Origin of the sequence: Methylocella sp. (genome assembly GCA_037200525.1) — a bacterium.
Taxonomy (GTDB): domain Bacteria; phylum Pseudomonadota; class Alphaproteobacteria; order Rhizobiales; family Beijerinckiaceae; genus Methylocapsa.
On the sequence record JBBCGG010000001.1, the window covers coordinates 4,591,520 to 4,609,939 of the forward strand.

Below are 18,420 nucleotides of genomic sequence, written 5' to 3' on the forward strand. Positions count from 1 at the left end.
CGCGGCAATCCGAACATGCGTTCGCAAAGCGACCTCCCGTCACGCCCGCCAGCACGGTGAGATGGTTTCACAGGCGCTCAGACAGTCGGGCGCGATCCGCTGCGGCGTTCGAATGTCAAGCGGAGCGCGTGGCCCTCCGGCAAGGTCTCGGCCAGACGATTTCTTAGGGCTGCGCCCAGGCGGACGTGCGTTCCCGCCCCACAGACGTCGCCCGCGGCCTCGTATACCATTGCGCCAGTCGCGTGGACCCGCCATTCGGCGAGCGGAGCTTGCACCCCCTCACATGCAGCTAATGCCTTCAGGAGGTGGTCGATCGCCTCGGATGTTTTACTGCAGGATAAGGCGGCCCGCGCGCGCGCTTCCCACGCCAGAGCCTGCCAGGCGCGCTCGTTGGTTTGCATCGCCAAATCACAGAGGCGCTCCGCGCGCGCCCGCGCCGCCGCTTGATCGCCATCGGCGATAAGGAGATTGACCATCCCCCACTCCAACACAAGGCGCCAATACCAATCGAGATGCACCGGTTGGCTTTCCATCTCGCCTTCGGCTCCGCGCAAATAATCCAGCGCCGCAGCATTGTTTCCAAGACCTACCTCGGCCAAGCCGCAAAAGATCAGCGAGATTCTGCGTTCGACAGGCAAGATGCGGATGGCTTCGGAGGCGTCGCCTTCGGACGGACCGCAAGCCTGCAGGACGCCTTCGAAATCCATGGCTTGGAAAAGCAAGACGCCGCGGTAGAGCCGGAGGGAATGAGCCGCGGAAGGTTCGCCGTTTCTTTCGAAGGCGGCGATGCCGGCGTCGAATTCCGTCAATGCTGCGCCAAATTCGCCCAGAGAGAGCAAAGACCAAGGCACGCCAAAGTGACGAATCCAGGCCGTTCGGGCCAGGTCGGCTTCGACAAGATTCTCAGGACTCTCGCTCAGCAGACGGTAGCTCTCCGCCACCAGATCGTGGGCCTCTTGGTACCGTGTCGAAATCATGCATATCATGCTGAAGTTGGCCTGCGCCCAGGCGACGGTGGGATGGTCGCCATGTTTCTTCAGCCGGATAAGCGCTTCCTCGCATCGGCGAGCGTCGGCCCGGTTCCAGCCAGATCCCCAGATGCGCCGCACATAGGCGGTGATCCGCGTGACATCCTGTTGTATCGGATCGGCTTGCTTCTCACAGAGGGCCAAAACCTGATCGAGAACTTGAAGGCTGCGAACGAGATCGTGCCAACCGAGCGCATAGGATAGGCCAACAAGCGCTCGGCACTGAGCGCTAACGTCGCCATGTTGGCTGGCCTTCTCCGCAAGCTGTTCATAGCTCTCTTGGGCCATGGGGTCATGGGCCGCGACCTGAATAGCGGCGCGCCGTTCCAGAAATTCAATTTCAGCGGGAATTCGGGCGCTGTCGGCAAGGTTTGCCGCCAGTTTGACGGCGAGGTCGAGAATTGCCAAGGCATCGTGGGGAGCAAATCGGCTGTTTGCGATGCGCAAGGCGGAACGCAGGTAATCCAGCGCTTTTGACCAATCTCGCGCGGAGGCAAAATGTTGCGCGAAGCGAATGGCCTGATCATTGCGCTGATCTGGCGGATAAATCTCCTCGAGCCGCTCGCCAATCGCGCGATGCAGGCGCGCCCGACGCACCTGGCCAATCCCCTCGTATAGAACTTGTCGGAAAACCACGTGAGTGAAAGCGTAGGTGCGAACGAGTTCGTTGTTCGGAAGAGTGAGTAGTTCGCCTCGCCGAACCGTGAATGCGGTGAAACCCTCGCAGATCGCTTCGAAAGATTGCTCGTCCATCTTGGCGGCGGGCGCTGCCGTTGCGGGATCGAAGTGGTTTCCGGCCACGCTTGCAGCTTCAAGCACTCGTCGCTGCTCGCCGGTCATCTTTTCGATTTTTGCCTCGATGAGGCGCCCAAGAGTCGGGGGCGTTTCGAACGCCGACTTGTCAAGGGGAGTAAGGGTACGCCAACCATGCGCCGTACGCGCGATGACTCCGCGCTCAAGCAAATAATCCAAGGTAACCCGCATGAACAACGGATTGCCGCCGGTGCGCTCCTTGATAAACTGTGTGAACTCCAAAGGGATGGGTTCGCCGTCCGCACCGCCCATTAGCACGTCGGCTATTGCGGGCGTCGATAGAGGAGCAAGTTCGAACTCGCTGCAGTATTTGCGCAACGCAAGATCATGCGCCATCTGACTCAGAGGGTGGCGAGCAGTCTTCAAGTCCTCCGGCCGATAGGTGGCGATCAGCATGATTTTTGCAGACGAACGACGACGGCATAGCGCTGACAGGAAATCGATGGTCGCAAAATCGGCCCAGTGAAGATCTTCAAGCACCAGCAGCAACGGGCGCTCCGTCGCCAAGGTCTCGAAGAGGCTGCAGGCCTCGCGCACCATCCGGCTTCGGGCGCCTGGAACGATTTGCTGCCGCAACGCTGTCCGCTGTGCAATCGAGATTTGGGCCGGCATCTGGATTGCCCAGGAGGGCGCCAAAGCGACCAGAGTCCCGAATGATCCCGGCGCCGGCGGCGCCTTTGCACAAACCGCCAAGCGCCTCAAGTATCGGATAGTAGGGTTCGGCCCCCGCGAAGCCCTCGATGCAGTGGCCCTGAGCCACGACAAGATCGGGCTGCCTGCGCGCTTCTGCAAGAAATTGCTGGACCAGGGTCGTTTTGCCGATCCCCGGTTCGCCGCTGATGAACGCCGCCTGGGGTTCGCCTGACGCCGCCCGTTGAAGCAACGCCAGAAGCTGCCGCAGAGGCTCGGCGCGCCCGGCGAACACGCCAAGCTCGACGACGGCTTCGCGCTTATTCGCCAGCGAAGCGAAACCATTGATCGGGCCGATGAAGCGATAGCCTCGACCCCGCTGGGTCTCGATAAAGCGGGGGCTGGCGCTCTTGTCGCCGAGCGCGCTCCGGATGGCGAGAATATGGCTTTTCAGGACCTCCGGCTGAACGTGCACGTCATGCCATAGGGCTCCAAGAAGTTCTCCGTGGGTCACCAGCCGGCCGGGATTTTCAACCAAGTAGCGAAGAACGTCGAAGGTCTTTGGCGTCAGGTTGAGGCGCTCTTCCACACCGGTCGCGGTAGTCCGCCACAAGCACAGATTAATGGGGTCGATCCGAAACGACGTTTCCATCATAGCGGTCATAGGATGAGCTTCCTTTTGGCGCGGCTTGCGGACATCATAGCAACCCCAGCGACTTAGCTTGAGATACAGCCTCCATGCGAGTGCCGACGCCCAGCTTTAAAAAGACGCGCTTGACGTGCGATTTCACGGTTTCAGGCGAGATCTTAAGGCTCTGGGCGATCCGCTTGTTAGACAAGCCCCGGCTGATCATTGCAAGGATGTCGCCCTCCCGTGTCGTCAATACGTCGCTGATGCGGCGGCCGGGTTCAGCGGAAAGGCGCTTCGCGCAGCGAGCGTCCCACCGCGAAAGGAGGCTTCCAAGAAAAGGTAGCATCTCGCGATCCGTCGAACCGGGCGTTTCGGCATAGTTATAGGCCCGCCCTAGAAGCGCGCCCAATCCCGCGCCGCCTTCCAGAAAGACCTGATAGAGGCCTGCCACCGCTCCTGATTTGATCATGTGGAAAAACAGCGCGTCCGCTTCCTCGGATTCGCCGATAACCGCGAGCATCTCCGCCAGTTCCACCGCCAGTTGGCACGCGACATACAGATTCTTTTTTTCGACGGCGTGGTGATAAAGCAGCCGCAACGTCGTCACCGCCTCGCTCGAGGGAGCCTCGGCCCAGCATACCCGCCAGCGGGCGAGCATGCGATATCGCATTACTTCAGAGCCAGAATGCCCGGATCGTGGACGATGCGTCTCGACATAACCATCAAGGCATTCAACGCTGAGGCGAGCTTCCCTCATCCGGCCCAATTGCAGCAGTAACAAAATGCGTTCGGCCGCGCATGCGGCAACGAGCCTTGGCCACTCGCGGCGCTCCCCCAAAGCCTCGGCTTCGCGAAGCAACAACGCTACGAAGTCATATTGCATCCTGTGCCTGGCGATTCGCGTAAGGACTAGGTACGCGCGCAGGGCGCATTCAATCGAGCCCTCCGCATTGATCGCTGGAAGCCGATCGCGGATGATTATTTCGGCTTCGTCCAGACAGCCTTCTTCGTAAAGCACCTGGGCTATTAGACACGCGGGAAGCGCCGCGATGCCCCCGGCGGCCGGGAGCGCAGTTTCAGCAATATATAAGGCATCCGACGCCAGTCGCTTCGCGGTAGCAAAGTGCAGGTGGTCGAGCGCCATTGCCGCCTCGATCGATAGATCGAGCACCGCTGATATCGTCCCGGACTTCGGCGAGCGAGCGCCGGGTCGACGCCGCGGTAACGAATAGAAAGAGTCGAACTTGCCGAGTTGCCAAAAACCGAAGCGACAGAGAGTTGCGGCATGGTGATCTTGAGCCCCTCCTCTACCTCTCAGATAGGACGCCGCCATCGCTAGAGCCGCAAGACCGTCATCCTGAAAGGCGAGGCCGGCCGCCCGAAGCAACTCTATCGCCGGGCGAAACCGTTTGGAGACCGCGGGAGACGCGTCGCCAAGTTGTAGCTCGATCCAGTCGATCGAGCCAAAGGCCTCGTTGATCTGCAACGCCAATATCATGCGCCAGGCTCGCACTAAGCCTCGCTTGATTTGCGGTAGCGAGGCGCCAGTATGATTCCGCGGCGTTTTGCGGCGCCAAAGGAAGTCGAGCGTTGGTTCTCTGCAGCCGCATTCCTGCTGCAAGGAGAGGCCGGGGTCCGCGTCTTCATTGAGAGCGCCGCGCGGCGCGGGGAATGGCGTTGACGTCTTAAATGGCGTGAGGGTTGGTTGCGAACCCCGAACGCGGGACGCGTCTTCGCCTTGATGCTCTGGAATGCTCCCCTCCGCCATGAAACGATCCCGCTCTAGTACTTTGGCGAGACCCCGGTCAGCCGAACGCTGCGATAGGGGAAGTGATCGCCGTCAGACGCTAGACTCAAAATCTTCGTCAGTCGTGATTTTCAGGTATTATTTGAGTAAAGTTTTGGTATTTCTCGGTGTTTGATCGGTCTTGACCCTCTAGCGACCCAGCGCCATCGGATCGAGGTAGCGAAGGAACTCAGCATCTCGCCGAGCGAGGCTGCTGTAGACGCGTCCGCCCAATCTAGTTTGCCAGAGGGATGCAATCGGCATTCCCCCAATTCCCACGTTCATTCCCCTGGAAAGGGGATTGGTAGTGAACTCGGGTGAGGCGCAAGATTCAGGATGGATGTATTCTGTCGACGGGATCGTCTGAGCGACGTTGCGCCTGTTAATTCGGTGATGATGTCTCCGGCGCGCTCTCAGCGCGACAGACGTCTGCTGGTCTGCCCCCTGAAAAGTGATCCTCCGTGAAGTATGGGCTTATGAGCCTGATGGAGGACTGCGCAATGCCGAGGAAAAGACAGAAGGCGGAAGAGATCGTCGCGAAGCTACGGCAAGTCGAAGTGCTTAGCGCGCAAGGGCGACCGGTCGCGGAGGCGATCCGCTCGATAGGGGTGACGGAAGTTACATACTATCGATGGCGGTCGGAATACGGCGGCCTGAAGGGCGATCAGGTGAAGCGGCTGAAGGAGCTGGAGGCGGAGAATACGCGGCTCCGTCGAGCGGTGTCCGATTTGACGCTTGAGAAGCTGATCCTGAAAGAGGCTGCCTCGGGAAACTTCTGAGCTCCGCGCGTCGTCGCGCCTGCGTGGAGCATGTGATCGCCGAACATGGCGTTTCCGAGCGGTTCGCTTGCCGGGTTCTCGGTCAGCATCGCTCCACGCAGCGCAAGGTTCCGACCAAGCCCGATGACGAAGCGGCATTGATCGCCGACATCACGGCGCTCGCCATCCAGTACGGCCGCTATGGCTACCGCCGCATCACGGCGATGTTGTGGGAGCGAGGCTGGAAGGTCAACGTCAAACGGGTCGAGCGGATCTGGCGACGCGAGGGGCTGAAAGTTCCGGCCAGACAACCCAAGCGCGGGCGTCTCTGGCTCAATGACGGCTCGTGCGTCCGGCTGCGCCCGCAATGCCCCAACCACGTCTGGTCCTATGACTTCGTCGAGGACCGCACTCATGATGGCAGGAAATATCGCATGCTGAATATCATCGACGAATTTACCCGCGAATGCATCGCGATCAGGATTAACCGGAAGCTGAAGGCAGCGGACGTCATCGACGTTCTCTCGGACCTCTTCATCTTGCGAGGGGTTCCGATCCACATTCGTTCCGACAACGGCCCGGAGTTCATCGCCAAGGCGTTGCGTGACTGGATTGCCGCCGTCGGCGCGAAGACCGCCTACATCATGCCGGGCAGTCCCTGGGAGAACGGCTATTGCGAGAGCTTCAACTCGAAGCTGCGCGACGAGCTTTTGAATGGTGAAATCTTCTACACTCTCAAGGAGGCGAAGGTCGTCATTGAGCGATGGCGACGCCACTACAACACCGTGCGCCCGCACTCATCGCTGGGCTACAAGCCGCCAGCCCCGGAGACCCTGCAATGGCCGGCTTCGCAATCCGGACCAGCTTCGCCCGCCACGCCAGCAATAGCGCCAGGGCCGACAATGCACTAACATTCAAACTGGATCACCCCATGGGGGCAGGCCACGATCTCGGCGCAACAGATGCTCTCGCGTCGGCGCGAAACGGCTGACGCCGGCGCGCCGAACATGCGGGGTTGGGCGACGATGTTGCGCCTGCATTCAAGCTTCCCTGATTCTGAAATTGGACGAAACGTACCGTACAACGTCGGGCGCCTACCGCTCGGCTTGTTGCTGATGTATGGGGCGGGCTTGATTTCCGCTCTTCTCGGCATTGGCAGCGGGGTGCTCAAAATCCCTGCGATGGACACGGCCTTGCGGCTTCCGATCAAGGTCTCGTCCGCGACCTCCAACTTCATGATCGGGGCGACAGCCGCCGCTAGCGCCAGAGCCTACTTCGTGCGAGGCGATATCGACGCAGGCGTTGCCGGCCCAGTCGCGCTCGGCTCGGTCGCCGGGGCGCTTATGGGCGCGCGCCTCCTGTTGGCGATACCGGCCGCCAAGCTGCGCATCTTCTTCGCCCTCGTGCTCGCGTTGTTGGCCCTGCAAATGCTGATGACTGCTTGTGGCGTCCACACTATCCCAAGAGATGGTGCGTGAGCGAACGAGCCGGAAATCACTCAGGACGCGAACGGGCGATCGCCGGCCTGCTCTGGTACGGCACTTGGGTCGCTTCAGCCGTCATCTTCCTAGGAATAGCGCTCAACCTAGAGCGCATACCCTTTCTTTTTGGTCTGAGCGGCTCAGCCGTGATCAAAGCGGGCATCGCCCTGTTTATTCTCCTTCCCGTCGCGCGCGTCGCATTGATGTTGCTGATTTTCCTGCGCGAGCGGGATTACGCATTCACGACGATTTCGGCCCTGGTCCTGACGATCATCGCGGCCGGATTTCTGCTGGGGCTGTAACCAATCTCGGCAAGGAGCTAAGAGGCCACAGGCCGATGGCCGATTATTCTCTAACGCTTGATCGACACAATAGGGCAATTGATCATCAATATTTCGGCAGGGACCACCTTCGCCTTAAGCGCTGTGTCGAGGCTGTGCACCGAGGCCCACGCCGCGCTATCGTAGACAACCCGCAGCCACAGCGGCGAGTAGCCTTCATCGCCTGGCATCGTGGCCACGACGTTATGTGTCTGCCTGGAATTCGGCTCAGTTTGGAACTCTGTCCCGCCGTTTGGATCCCCAGGATTGACGGTGAAACCGTCGTAAATCGGCGACACTAGGGCCCAGACCCATAAAATGGTTGGCGTGACAGGCGGATTGTGATTCACAGCTTCCGAAAGGAAGCGACTATGAATCGGGATCAATTCTGGCTGACGGACGCGCAGTTCGCGAAGATCGCGCCGCATCTTCCCACGGACACGCGCGGCAAGGCGGGCGTCGATGATCGCCGGGTGGTCAGCGGGATCATTCATGTGCTGAAATCTGGCGGACGCTGGATTGACGCGCCGCTGGAGTACGGGCCAAAGAAGACTCTCTACAATCGCTACGTTCGCTGGGCTGCTAAGGGCGTTTGGATCGATCTGTTCCACGCGCTTGCGCAAGCAGGCGGGCCGCCGGCGCAGGTCCTCATCGACTCCTCGGCGGTCAAGGCGCATCGCTCGGCCAGTGGCGGCAAAGGGGGGAGAAGAATCAGGCCATCGGCCGTTCGCGCGGCGGGCGCACAACCAAAATCCACGCATTGACCGATGCGGACTGCCGCCCGCTGTCTTTCATGCTCACCGGCGGCCAAATCGCCGATTGCTCGGCGGGCGCGGAGCTTATCGCGCGACTTCCTCCTTGCGAAATCCTCCATGGCGACAAGGGCTACGACGCAAATGCGATCCGTCGGCAGGTCGAGGAGCGCGGAGCTATGCCGAATATCCCGCCCAAGGCCAATCGCAGGTGGAAGAACTGCTTCTCGCCCTTCCTCTATCGAAACCGCAACGCCATCGAACGCATGTTCTGCCGCCTGAAAGACTTCAGGCGCGTGGCTACCCGCTACGACCGAAACGCCATAAACTTCCTCGCGACAGTCTGCATCGCCGCTACCGTCAGCTACTGGTTGTGAGTCTGGACCCTAGAACGTCCTCTCCTGACACCGACAATGGTGCCTCTTCGAAGAGAAAATACTTTGCGACTTGGCCTTGATACCAGGCGCGTTGCAGTTCCGGATTTCCATGGTTGAAGCGCAAGCTCGCGCGCGACCTATCCGGCACGACCGGCATATTGATGAGCTTGTCCGTCTTTTCCAATCTGTAGCCGGCCTGCAGCAAGGAAGCTGCGTCCGTTATTGTATTGGGCACATAATCTTTTGAGACCCATACTTTCCAAACCTGCCGGAAATCATTATAGCCCTTCTCGCCCGGCGCCGTGTCAACAATATTGAGCTGACCCGCCACGCGCTTTTCCTCTCCCTCGCGGAACAAGATGTAGACTGGCGCCGGTTGGGTGCTCTGCACGTCCAGGTGATAGTAGAGCACCGGCTCTCCCGTGGGCGATAACCCCAGCGTGTTGAACGGTTGAACGTTGAAGTCGATTGGCTCATTCGCACCAGGAAGACCTTTGACCGTCGAACGCTGCAAAAGGGTGCCTGCCTTGTCGCTGAAACGATCCACCGACGCTATCGGCGCGCGATCTGGATCCTTAGGCTCCGATGCGGCTTGCGCAGACCCACTAATTACCGTTGACCAGGCAACGGCGATCAAGAATGCAATGCGGATATTCATGAGCGGTCTCCAGATTTAAGTCTATCGAACTGAGCGGCGTAATTTAGGGAGACGTGATGAGCTTGCCGATGTCAGACGCCGGCTATCGAATTCAATTGCCTTTTATCTCCAGCGCCGCATGCGTCAGATCCTGCTTCAGCAGGTAGAACGAAGCGGCGAGGAAAAGGATATCCTTCACCAGGAAGGCCACCAGCAGATTCATGGCTGGAAAGCCGCCCGCCTCTGCCGCCCACGCATTGGGAAGGAACGGAATGATGGTGACTGTGCCGAGAAAGGTGACGCTCGAGCCGAGCGCCCCCAGGATTCCGAGCCTACGGTTCCAGAAGCCCAGGAAGATTAGCGTACCAAATAGCCATTCCGTAGCGCCGAGGAAAAAACCGGCGCCGCGAACGCCGAAGGCCGGGATCAGCCAGAAAACCAGCGGGCTGTGGCTGATGAACGGGGTGATCTGATGCGCTTCAAAGCTAAACCACTTCTGATAGCCGAATATAAGAAATGAAAAAACCATCGCGGCGCGAATAATGCGATAGTCCAGATCGCTCTTGAACAGGCCAAGCTTGGACAAATAAAAAATAAGCGAGTTCAAGATGTTTCTCCTTCTCGTTCCTACGCGCCGCCGTCGAATAGTCGCCGCAGCGAGGCCGGACAAGTCGGCGCCCGCTCCAGATCTTCGTCATGGATTGCAGCAACTGCCGCATTCACCGCTCCAGCCGCTGCGCCGCCCACGAGAAAGGATCGGCGGCCAACTCTGAAAGTTTCTTCGCTCACGCCCTACCTTCGCAAGCAGGCGCTCAAGAGATCATCCTACTGGACTTTCAGCCATAGCAACCAAGTCTTGCCGCCATCCATCCGCGACAGGAGCGATTTGGTACTCGCCCCCGGAACTGGCCACAAGAAGGCACTTTTCTCTCAATTACTTACTATTTGATAAGTATGAGGCTACGTTCCTTTGTAGTAAGGCTCTCGCTGCAAAGCTGCATGCTGTCGTCGGACGCCTCGAGACGGGCGGCCACGTCAGTATCCGCGTCCCGCCGATGCGTATAGACACGACATCGCAAGTGAATTTAACAGACTTCAGTTGTTTTATCTCTGCAGCAGCGACTCCGCATTGCAGCGATATGCGCTTACCTCCTAGTCAGTTACTGACTATATTGTAAGCAAAGAGCCTAAATATTTCTCACAAATTTGGAACCGAGTTGTGACAGGCGCCGTTTACTAGCTGAACGCGCGCTTTACAGGCCGCCGACATTTTCGGGAGTTGAAACTATGAACATCTTCAAGCTATTAGCCGTCACCGCGATCGTTGCAGGCTCCACGGGTTTTGTTGAGGCGAAGCAGGCTCGCTCGCATTTTTATGATCGGCAGCCTGCACAAGAAGAAGGCATCACCACGGGCCGCTCTGTCGGCGTCGAGACTCAGAATCTACCGCCTGTCGGAGTCCAGCAGTTGCCCCCAGCGCGCGGATCGTTTGAACCGCTGCCGCCAGCGCGTGGTCCCTACGAGGTCTATTGATATCGCGACAAGCTGCTAAGCGGCGATTTAAGGGGCGGAAAAAGCAATCCCGCCTCTTCCTTTGGCGAAACCGTTCATCACACGACAGATCGACGCAGCGATCACTCCAGGCCATCTGACATTAAGGAGTTAAAATCATGAACATCTTCAAGCTGTCGTTTGCCGCCGCCATCGTTGCCGGCTCCGCAAATTTCGCAGAAGCAAAGCAGGCGAGCTTATATTCATACGATCAGCAGTATGCGCAGGAAGAAAGCATTGTTTTGAGCCGCTCGGTCGGCGGCGGGATTCAGAATACATCGCATAGCGCAGTCGAGCGGCTGCGCCCGGCGCGCGGCCCCTTCGAGATCTATTGAGATCGCGACAACTATTCGACGACTGCCACGCAGCAACGCTTCTGCTGACGCCCTTTAGGGCCAAATTTTCCTCAACGCCGGACGTCAGCGCCAACCGTGACTTCAAACCACGGATGCCGATGGCCGCGCAAATTACAAATTCGATCGGAGTTTTAGCCATGAAAATCGTCACATTGTCATTCGCGGCGGCAGTCACCGTCACATCCTTCGGAATTGCCGAAGCCAACCAGCTTCGGCCCGATCATTCAGCCGCAGGCGCCTGGGCGCAGGGTAATGTTGGTGGGGGGCGTTCGGTCGGCGTTATTGGGCAGGGAAGTCTATACGACATGGACCGGCCTCGCTCTTTTGGCCCGGCGCGCGGCCCCTTCGAGATCTATTAAGTCTCGAAAGCGCTGACTGCAATTACCGAATTGGAGGGGCGGGAGCGATTCCGTCCCTTTCGCATGCGACCATGGCGGAAGCGGGTCTCCCCCGCGGCGGTCTGCTCCGCCATGGCAAGGCGAAGGCTCTAGCCGACAGGGTGCTTCGAACGGTCGAAGACGGGCAGATACCCCAGCCGGGAAGACGGCTTTTCGGTCAGTTCTGCGGATTCGCCTCGATGTCGCCGGACGCATCGAGGCGTGCCGCGACGCCATCCGGCAGTATCCGCATCTCTCCGATGCGGATATATAGAACCTCGCGAGTGCATTAAACAAATTTCCCTACAACTGCGGCTCTGCATTGCAGCGATATGCTCTTACCATTTAGTACGTTAATGACTAAATTGTAAGTAAATAACCTAAATAGTTCTAAAAATTTTGGAACTTAGTAGTATATATCGCAGTTTATTGGCCGAACTGGCGATCCAATACTCGTCATTTTTGGGAGTTAAAACTATGAACGTCCTCAGGCTGTTAATCGTCGCCACGATTGTCGCAGGCTCCACGGGTTTTGCTGAGGCGAAACAGGCTCGTTCGCATTTTTATGATCAGCGGCCTGCGCAAGAAGAAGGCCTCACCACAGGCCGCTCGGTCGGCGGCGAGAGTCCAGCTTCCAGCGAGAACGACTGGTTCACCACCATCATCCAGGAAAACCAGGGATATTCGAAGTGAGCGAGCGGCAGTCGGATATTTCTAAAGGCCGCATCTGTGCATTGCAAACCGAGCGCACGGATGTTTGCGGTCTGCGATTGCCGAGTTTGGAGTTTCGAAAGGGGCGGAAGCGATTCCGTCCCTTTCGCATGCCACATGTTAGTTGAGCGATGATCACCTCTTTTTGACCAAGTCGCCGGCGGAACTGGTCCATCCAAACTGGAGTTGGCTCGCCGTAATCAACACCAGGAGGACTCATGAAAAGACTTGGCATATTTGCTAGCGCCATTGCGCTTAGCGTGGCGGTGATTTGTAGCGGTCCGGCCTTCGCAGCGGGAGGCGGCCGAGGCGCAGGCAGTGGGGCCGGAGGCGCCGCCGGAGCCGGCGCTGTGGGTCATGGCGCAGGCGGAGTCGGATCCGGCGCGGGTGGCGCGGGTCTTGGCGCCGGCGGTGCAGGCCTTGGCGGCACCGGCATTGGCGGAAACGGCGCAGGCGCAGGCGGCCTAGGCGAAGGCCGGTCGAGCACTGGACCGGGCGAAGGCGATCTTGGGACGCTAGGCGGTTCTGGCGTGGGTGGAGCCGGCGTCGGAGGCCCAGGCGCCGTTGACGGGATGCCTAGTTCGGGCGTTAACGGCCGTCCATAGGACCACAGCCCATTAAAGAATTTATGGTGCTGGCGTTAGAGCCAGCGCCATTTACGAGGCGCTTCCGATATTCATCTCGCTGGCGAGTTCGACGTCGGTCTTTGATACTCTCGCTCATGGATGGTGCACGCGCGATCGCTTCCTGCAGGGCCCATCATTGGTCTCGAACCGACGCTGGATATCGGCCGCATTGAGCAACCTGATGCGACCGTCTTTCACTTCAAATTTCCGCGTAGATCGCGAAGCAGATTTGCCAGAGGCGAGAAGCCACCCGCGTTTGTAACAAAATCGCCAATCAGACCGAAGAGGAGAAAGCGTAGGTCAAAAAAAGGGAGACGCTCCAGGATGTCGGTATATTTCAAGATTGCGGAACGTGGCGCTGGGTCCTATCGGATGCTGGCGATTTTGCGCTGGGTCATGGTCTTGACCTTCCTATCCTTTGGCGTCCAAAAGTTTACGCCGCAGTCAGCCGAAGGCATTGTGCAATACATTAGCAACAGCCCTTTTGTTTGGTGGCTCTCCATCTTCGGCGTGAGAGGCGAAGCCTACCTCCTCGGCGTTGTCGAACTTAGCACGGCTGTTCTGTTCGCGGCAGGCGCGTTCAGCCCGTTGATATCGGCGCTTGGGTCGCTCATGGGCGTAGCGACATTCCTTATTACCTGGTCGTTCTTCTTCACAACGCCTGGCGTCGTGCATTGGAGTCTCTCGACCGATCCGATCGCGTGGAATTTGACGGGCGAATTCCTGTTCAAGGACATCGTGCTGCTCAGCGTCTGCCTCGTGCTGTTCTTGGCTTCGCTGTCTCGGAATGTCCAACAAAAGTCATGAACCATTTCGGCGGCGAAACGCCATTGTCGTTTGATGATCGTCCAGGACATGCGTCGGCACATTACATTGTCGGCGGCAGGAGGATGCCCCGCACCGTCCGCGCGTCGCGCCAAATGCGAATAAGCGCGCCATGCGGAAGTCCCTGCACATCGAGTTTCGATTGTAACCATTCAATCGCTCGCCAAACAACTCTGTTGCTTAATAGCCCTAGGCTCAGGACCTATTAAATTTGCCTGAGATGTGATTCCTGGTCTCCGCATGGGGAGGCTGGGATGAGTGATTTGTTTTTGTTGGGCGAGCGGCAGATGGCGCGGCTTGCGCCGCATTTTCCTCTGTCGCATGGCGTTCCGCGGGTTGACGACCGTCGGGTGGTCAGCGGAATCGTCTATGTGATCCGCAACGGCCTGCAATGGAAAGATGCGCCCAAGGATTACGGGCCGCACAAGACGCTTTACAATCGCTTCATCCGCTGGAGCCGGCTCGGCGTCTTCGACCGCATATTCGCCGCGCTCGCTGGCGAAGGTCCAAAGCCCGAGCGCATCATGATCGACGCCACGCATCTGAAGGCGCATCGCACAGCGGCGAGCCTGCTCAAAAAGGGGCTCTTCCCCGCCGTATCGGGCGCACGAAAGGCGGACTGAACTCGAAGCTCCACGTCGTTTGCGACGGCGCCGGCAAGCCCCTCGTCATGTTGCTCTCGGAGGGCCAGATGAGCGACCACAAGGGCGCGCGGCTGATGCTCAAGGCTTTACCGCCCGCTTCAATGTTGATCGCCGACAGGGGCTACGACAGCAACTGGTTCCGCGCCGCGCTGAAGGCCAGGGGCGTCGAGCCCTGCATCCCGCCAACCAGAAGCCGCAAGCTTCCCATTGCCTATGACAAGACGCTCTACCGCCAGCGTCACAAAATCGAGAACATGTTCGCCAAGCTCAAGGACTGGCGGCGCATCGCAACCCGCTATGATCGATGCGCCCACACCTTCTTCTCCGCCATCTGCATCGCAGCCGCCGTCCTCTTCTATCTCAATCAATGAGTCCTGAGCCTAGACAGCGATGATCGCGCGGCGTGCAACAGGGGCGACACTACGGGCCCCGCCATCAATCAATTGTGTCATCATCTGACAAACACTTGCCTCGAGTCTGCGGTTCCTCCTTAGAGTCCGTTTGACAACTATGGGTGGGTTATCCGGCGGATCAACAAGCCGGCCATAGCGACCTCGATCATGGCGTGAGAGACGTCTATCCGGGCCTCGTAGTCTCGGACGAGACGCCTGTGGCGGGTCATCCATCCGAAGGTCCGTTCGACGACCCATCGTCTCGGCAGAATCACGAATGCGGCCTCGGTACGCCGCACGATCTCGACGGTGAAGTCGAGAAAAGCCGCTTTGTCGAGCAGTCGCTGGCGATCGTAGGCGCTGTCGGCGAACAGGTGTTTGACCCGCGGCCAGCGTTTTTGGATGGCCTCAAGAACGGCTTGCGCGCCTGTGCTGTCGGCGATATCGGCCGTGGTGAGATTGACCATCAGCAGACGTCCGTCGGCGTCGACCGCGATATGGCGTTTGCGCCCGACGATCTTCTTGGCGCCGTCGAACCCGCGTGTTCCCTGCGGCGCCGGGGCTTTGACGGACTGGCTGTCGAGCACCGCCGCGCTCGGTTCGGCGTTGCGGCCCGTCCGCGCGCGGTCGATCATCAAGGCGACATCGTGAAGGGTGCGAAACATCAGACGCCGGGTCAGGCGGCGAAACCACCAGTACACCGTCTGCCAGGGCGGGAAGTGAACCGGCAGCATCCGCCACTCACATCCCGACCGCACCAGATACCGGATGGCGTTCAAAACTTCGCGCAGGTCTGTCCGTCGGGGGCTTCCGGTCGCTCCCGCCTTCGGCAGAAACGGCTCGACCGAAGACCATTCCTCATCAGTCAGGTCGCTCGGATAGCGCTTCGTCTTCTTCTCAATCTTGGCCATTCGGCCACGGCTCTTGGCTGTCCACATCGAAAGCGTGAATCATAACCAAAGAACCATGTCAAAGTTGTCAAACAGACTCTTAGGGCCTGCAGATCAAGGAGATCACGTTCTATGCCCTATAATTTTCTTGTGGCCTCTTGGGGAGGCCCGGGCCACCTCGGCCCGACGCTGACTGCCGCGCAACAGTTGCGCAGTAAGGGCCATGACGTTCGCTTCATTTCGCGTCCAGACGCGCGCGCCGCAGTGGAGGCCGCCGGATTCGGATTCGTTACTTGGCGGCGAACGCCTAGCTTCTCACCCATTGCGCCGAACGGCGGCGATCTGCAAAAAGCCTACGATCATCTTCTATTTGGCCCCGCCGCCGCTCGCGCAGCCGACACGCGGGAAGAAATCGAGAGAACGCCAACCGACGCCCTGCTCGCCGATGTGGGTCTAGTCGGTTCTGGGTCGGCGGCGGAAGCCGCCGGCATACCTTGCGCGTTGCTCACGCCGACCATTAGCTTGCGGCCTCTGCCAGGCGTGCCCCCGTTGCTCAGCGGCATGCGGCCGCCGCGCACGCCCGAAGAGCGCGCCGAAGTCGAGGCCGCAAGCAGCCGGTTCGTCGCCGTGATGAATGAGTGGCTGCCAATGCTGAACGAAGCGCGCGCGGGTCAGAGTCTCTCCCCATTAAGCCATGTGTTGGAGCTATTTGATCGTCCCGCGCGACTTTTGCTTGCGACTAGCGCGGCGTTCGATTTTCCCGCTGATTACCTTCCCAAGAATGTGAGGTACATCGGTCCATTATTGGATGCCTCCGACTGGTCTCAGCCCTGGACGTCGCCCTGGCCTCATGGATCGGACCGTCCCCGCGCATTGGTGTCTTTCAGCACCACCGATCAAAACCAAGCCGATGCGCTGCAACGCACTGCGAACGCGGTGGCCAATATCGGCATGGACGGGCTTGTGACGGTTGGGCCTGCCTTGGAAGGCGTGACGCTGAATGCGCCGAAAAACATAACGTTCTTGGCGAGCGCGCCGCATGATGCGGTGATGAAGGAAGTATCATTGGTCGTGACCCACGGTGGTCATGGGACGGTGAGCCGCGCGCTCTCGCATAGTCTGCCGCTTCTGATCATGCCGATGGGACGCGACCAGGACGACATTGCATTGCGGGTGGAAACCCATGGGGCCGGGCTGACCTTGCCGCCTGCGGCCTCCGAAACGGAAATCGCCGCGGCGTTGAACCGCCTCCGCAGCGAGCCGCATTTCATGGTCGCCGCACGCCGGTTGGGAAAGGCCATCGCCGACGATATCAAAGCGAAACGCCTTGTTCTTGAGATGGAGGAGATTGTCGAAGCCCAGCGTTCGATGCGGCCGGACGCCGCCGAGCGCCTGGTCCAAAGCTGAGCTTGTCGAAATCAAAAGGACCTCGTTGCTGGATGGCCGCTGGCGCTCAGAGGATGCGCCAGCGGGCGGAACGGTATATAGTGTCGGTCATGATGCTAAAACGCGCATGGGCATATTTGGCGCCGAAGCCCTGGTCCGAAAAAGACCGTAAGGGGCGTTGGATTTTCGCGAGGCTGGCCGTCGCCGCGATGCTGCTGCATCTCTTCAGCGGATCGCCGGCGCTAGCGCAAGCTGACCCCTTTGGCTGGTTTACTCACTTGTTTCAAGCCCCGCCCGAGGCGCCGAGCCATGTCATGAAGAAGAGGCCGGACATCCATCGGGGCGCCCCGAGACGTTCCTTCTCCGAGCGCGAGCGACCAAGGCCGGCTTGGCGGCCCAGCGGAAGGCCGAGCGAAAGCGTGGCTGAAAAGCCGCCGGAAAAACCCGCCGTCGCGCCAAGCTATTTCGTGGCGGTGCTCGGCGATAGTCTTGGGCAGATGCTGGGGCAAGGATTGACCGCGGCGTTCGGCAACCGACCCGAGGTCGCCATCCTGCGCAAGGCGAAGGAAAATACCGGCCTCGTGCGCGACGACTTTTACGATTGGGTGAAGGCGACGCAGGACTTGCTCGCCAGCAATGAGAAGATCGATTTCGCCGTCATGATGATTGGCAGCAACGACCGGCAAGTTCTCCGCGATGGCAAGGACGCCCTTGAGCCCCGTTCGCCGCAATGGAACGAGGCCTATGCGCATCGCATCGAGACCATCGCCGGGATGTTCCGCGATAAAAAGATTCCGCTGATATGGGTCGGCCTGCCGGTTTTAAAAAGCGAGCGTCTATCCGCCGACGCTTCCGCCTTTAACGATCTCTATCGCGAATATGCCGCCAAGGCCGGAGCGACATATGTCGATATCTGGGAGGCTTTCGCCACGGAGGGCGGCGAATACAGCGCTCTCGGGCCGGACGTTGATGGTCAGATCGTGCGCCTGCGCGCCGCCGACGGCATCCATTTCACCAAGGCCGGCGCGCTCAAGCTGGCGCATTTTGTCGAGCCAGACATCCGGCGCAATCTGGATGAAGTGCTGCCTCCGCCCGCTCAGCCGGACAATCCCGCGATCTCCGCGCCGGCCGAGGCGAGCCTGCCCCCCGCCGACGGGGCAGCTCCGAGCGAACCTGCGCCGCCGCCGCCAAAACCCCTCGCCGGTCCCATCCTGCCTTTGACCGGAGCGGTCCGGGCGCCCGGCGGAGAATTGGCGTCCCGCGCCGTGAATGCTCAGGCCGCGGCCAAACAGACTTTGCGGCAGGACCAGCAGACTGAACCCAAACCCGGCCGATCCGACGATTTCAGTTGGCCAAGGCCATAAAAGATCTCTTCAAGCAGCAATATTGAAAGTCTGATCGGGAATCCTGTTCTTGGCGATGGAACAATCCGCACAGCTTAGGCGTTGT

Annotated in this window: 21 protein-coding genes and 2 pseudogenes; 15 read left to right on the forward strand and 8 right to left on the reverse strand. The window is 59.5% G+C overall.

What is annotated here, in order from left to right:
- Window positions 1-77: 77 nt before the first annotated feature.
- The 3 genes from WDN46_22600 to WDN46_22610 are packed head-to-tail and all read right to left on the reverse strand — an operon-like array spanning window position 78 to window position 4,600.
- The gene (locus WDN46_22600; protein MEJ0096097.1) at window positions 78-2,417 is read right to left on the reverse strand and encodes an AAA family ATPase; all 2,340 of its coding nucleotides are present in this window, start codon (window positions 2,415-2,417) and stop codon (window positions 78-80) included.
- Window positions 2,314-3,135 (reverse strand): winged helix-turn-helix domain-containing protein, encoded by an 822-nt coding sequence (locus WDN46_22605; protein ID MEJ0096098.1) that lies wholly within the window; start codon window positions 3,133-3,135, stop codon window positions 2,314-2,316. Before WDN46_22605 ends, WDN46_22600 begins: the two co-directional genes overlap by 104 nt.
- A 34-nt stretch (window positions 3,136-3,169) precedes the next feature.
- A complete protein-coding gene (locus WDN46_22610; GenBank protein MEJ0096099.1) occupies window positions 3,170-4,600 on the reverse strand; it encodes a LuxR C-terminal-related transcriptional regulator in 1,431 nt (476 codons plus the stop codon).
- A gap of 51 nt (window positions 4,601-4,651) precedes the next feature.
- On the opposite strand from WDN46_22610, the gene WDN46_22615 reads away from it, so the two are divergent.
- From WDN46_22615 to WDN46_22630, 4 genes and pseudogenes are all read left to right on the forward strand, one after another.
- Entirely contained in the window at window positions 4,652-4,783 is a 132-nt protein-coding gene (locus WDN46_22615) for a hypothetical protein (protein MEJ0096100.1), read from the forward strand.
- A gap of 605 nt (window positions 4,784-5,388) precedes the next feature.
- A protein-coding gene (locus tag WDN46_22620; protein ID MEJ0096101.1) for an IS3 family transposase occupies window positions 5,389-6,557 on the forward strand; the annotation gives its coding sequence in 2 pieces (ribosomal slippage) (window positions 5,389-5,653 and window positions 5,653-6,557; 1,170 coding nt in all).
- A gap of 36 nt (window positions 6,558-6,593) precedes the next feature.
- A pseudogene (locus tag WDN46_22625) lies at window positions 6,594-7,124 on the forward strand (sulfite exporter TauE/SafE family protein).
- On the forward strand, window positions 7,121-7,429 hold the full coding sequence (locus WDN46_22630) for a DUF1634 domain-containing protein (protein MEJ0096102.1): 309 nt from the start codon (window positions 7,121-7,123) through the stop codon (window positions 7,427-7,429). Before WDN46_22625 ends, WDN46_22630 begins: the two are co-directional and overlap by 4 nt.
- A gap of 50 nt (window positions 7,430-7,479) precedes the next feature.
- Here the strand turns inward: WDN46_22630 and WDN46_22635 are convergent, their stop codons facing one another.
- On the reverse strand, window positions 7,480-7,833 hold the full coding sequence (locus WDN46_22635; GenBank protein MEJ0096103.1) for a hypothetical protein: 354 nt from the start codon (window positions 7,831-7,833) through the stop codon (window positions 7,480-7,482).
- On the opposite strand from WDN46_22635, the gene WDN46_22640 reads away from it, so the two are divergent.
- A protein-coding gene (locus WDN46_22640; GenBank protein MEJ0096104.1) for an IS5 family transposase occupies window positions 7,819-8,576 on the forward strand; the annotation gives its coding sequence in 2 pieces (ribosomal slippage) (window positions 7,819-8,158 and window positions 8,158-8,576; 759 coding nt in all). The two genes, WDN46_22635 and WDN46_22640, sit on opposite strands and share 15 nt — an antisense overlap.
- Here WDN46_22640 and WDN46_22645 read toward each other — a convergent pair.
- The 3 genes from WDN46_22645 to WDN46_22655 all read right to left on the reverse strand — a co-directional run bounded on the left by WDN46_22645 (window position 8,560) and on the right by WDN46_22655 (window position 10,002).
- Complete coding sequence (locus tag WDN46_22645; GenBank protein MEJ0096105.1) at window positions 8,560-9,234, reverse strand: hypothetical protein; 675 nt, start codon at window positions 9,232-9,234, stop codon at window positions 8,560-8,562. The genes WDN46_22640 and WDN46_22645 overlap by 17 nt on opposite strands.
- Before the next feature lie 91 nt (window positions 9,235-9,325).
- Entirely contained in the window at window positions 9,326-9,799 is a 474-nt protein-coding gene (locus WDN46_22650) for a DUF417 family protein (protein MEJ0096106.1), read from the reverse strand.
- A gap of 41 nt (window positions 9,800-9,840) precedes the next feature.
- Complete coding sequence (locus WDN46_22655) at window positions 9,841-10,002, reverse strand: hypothetical protein (protein ID MEJ0096107.1); 162 nt, start codon at window positions 10,000-10,002, stop codon at window positions 9,841-9,843.
- Between the two features lie 498 nt (window positions 10,003-10,500).
- On the opposite strand from WDN46_22655, the gene WDN46_22660 reads away from it, so the two are divergent.
- The 8 genes and pseudogenes from WDN46_22660 (at window position 10,501) to WDN46_22695 (ending at window position 14,674) form a co-directional block, all read left to right on the forward strand.
- Complete coding sequence (locus WDN46_22660) at window positions 10,501-10,746, forward strand: hypothetical protein (protein MEJ0096108.1); 246 nt, start codon at window positions 10,501-10,503, stop codon at window positions 10,744-10,746.
- Window positions 10,747-10,883: 137 nt separating this feature from the next.
- Entirely contained in the window at window positions 10,884-11,099 is a 216-nt protein-coding gene (locus WDN46_22665) for a hypothetical protein (GenBank protein ID MEJ0096109.1), read from the forward strand.
- 158 nt (window positions 11,100-11,257) lie between these two features.
- Window positions 11,258-11,479, forward strand: a complete 222-nt coding sequence (locus WDN46_22670; GenBank protein MEJ0096110.1) for a hypothetical protein — start codon at window positions 11,258-11,260, stop codon at window positions 11,477-11,479.
- A gap of 495 nt (window positions 11,480-11,974) precedes the next feature.
- Window positions 11,975-12,190: a hypothetical protein gene (locus WDN46_22675; protein ID MEJ0096111.1), complete on the forward strand. Its 216-nt coding sequence runs from the start codon at window positions 11,975-11,977 to the stop codon at window positions 12,188-12,190.
- A 236-nt stretch (window positions 12,191-12,426) separates the two neighbouring features.
- The gene (locus tag WDN46_22680; protein MEJ0096112.1) at window positions 12,427-12,813 is read left to right on the forward strand and encodes a hypothetical protein; all 387 of its coding nucleotides are present in this window, start codon (window positions 12,427-12,429) and stop codon (window positions 12,811-12,813) included.
- Between the two features lie 345 nt (window positions 12,814-13,158).
- Window positions 13,159-13,641 carry a DUF417 family protein gene (locus WDN46_22685; protein MEJ0096113.1) on the forward strand — a complete coding sequence of 161 codons (483 nt, stop codon included), beginning with the start codon at window positions 13,159-13,161 and terminating at the stop codon, window positions 13,639-13,641.
- A gap of 305 nt (window positions 13,642-13,946) precedes the next feature.
- Window positions 13,947-14,084: pseudogene (locus tag WDN46_22690) on the forward strand (transposase).
- Window positions 14,051-14,674 carry an IS5 family transposase gene (locus tag WDN46_22695; protein MEJ0096114.1) on the forward strand — a complete coding sequence of 208 codons (624 nt, stop codon included), beginning with the start codon at window positions 14,051-14,053 and terminating at the stop codon, window positions 14,672-14,674. The pseudogene WDN46_22690 and the gene WDN46_22695 overlap by 34 nt, the downstream one beginning before the upstream one ends.
- A gap of 137 nt (window positions 14,675-14,811) precedes the next feature.
- Here the strand turns inward: WDN46_22695 and WDN46_22700 are convergent, their stop codons facing one another.
- Window positions 14,812-15,633, reverse strand: a complete 822-nt coding sequence (locus tag WDN46_22700; protein ID MEJ0096115.1) for an IS5 family transposase — start codon at window positions 15,631-15,633, stop codon at window positions 14,812-14,814.
- Window positions 15,634-15,717: 84 nt separating this feature from the next.
- On the opposite strand from WDN46_22700, the gene WDN46_22705 reads away from it, so the two are divergent.
- Both WDN46_22705 and WDN46_22710 read left to right on the forward strand, forming a co-directional pair.
- Window positions 15,718-16,992: a nucleotide disphospho-sugar-binding domain-containing protein gene (locus WDN46_22705; GenBank protein MEJ0096116.1), complete on the forward strand. Its 1,275-nt coding sequence runs from the start codon at window positions 15,718-15,720 to the stop codon at window positions 16,990-16,992.
- Window positions 16,993-17,180: 188 nt separating this feature from the next.
- Complete coding sequence (locus WDN46_22710; GenBank protein ID MEJ0096117.1) at window positions 17,181-18,335, forward strand: SGNH family hydrolase; 1,155 nt, start codon at window positions 17,181-17,183, stop codon at window positions 18,333-18,335.
- Window positions 18,336-18,420: the final 85 nt, after the last annotated feature.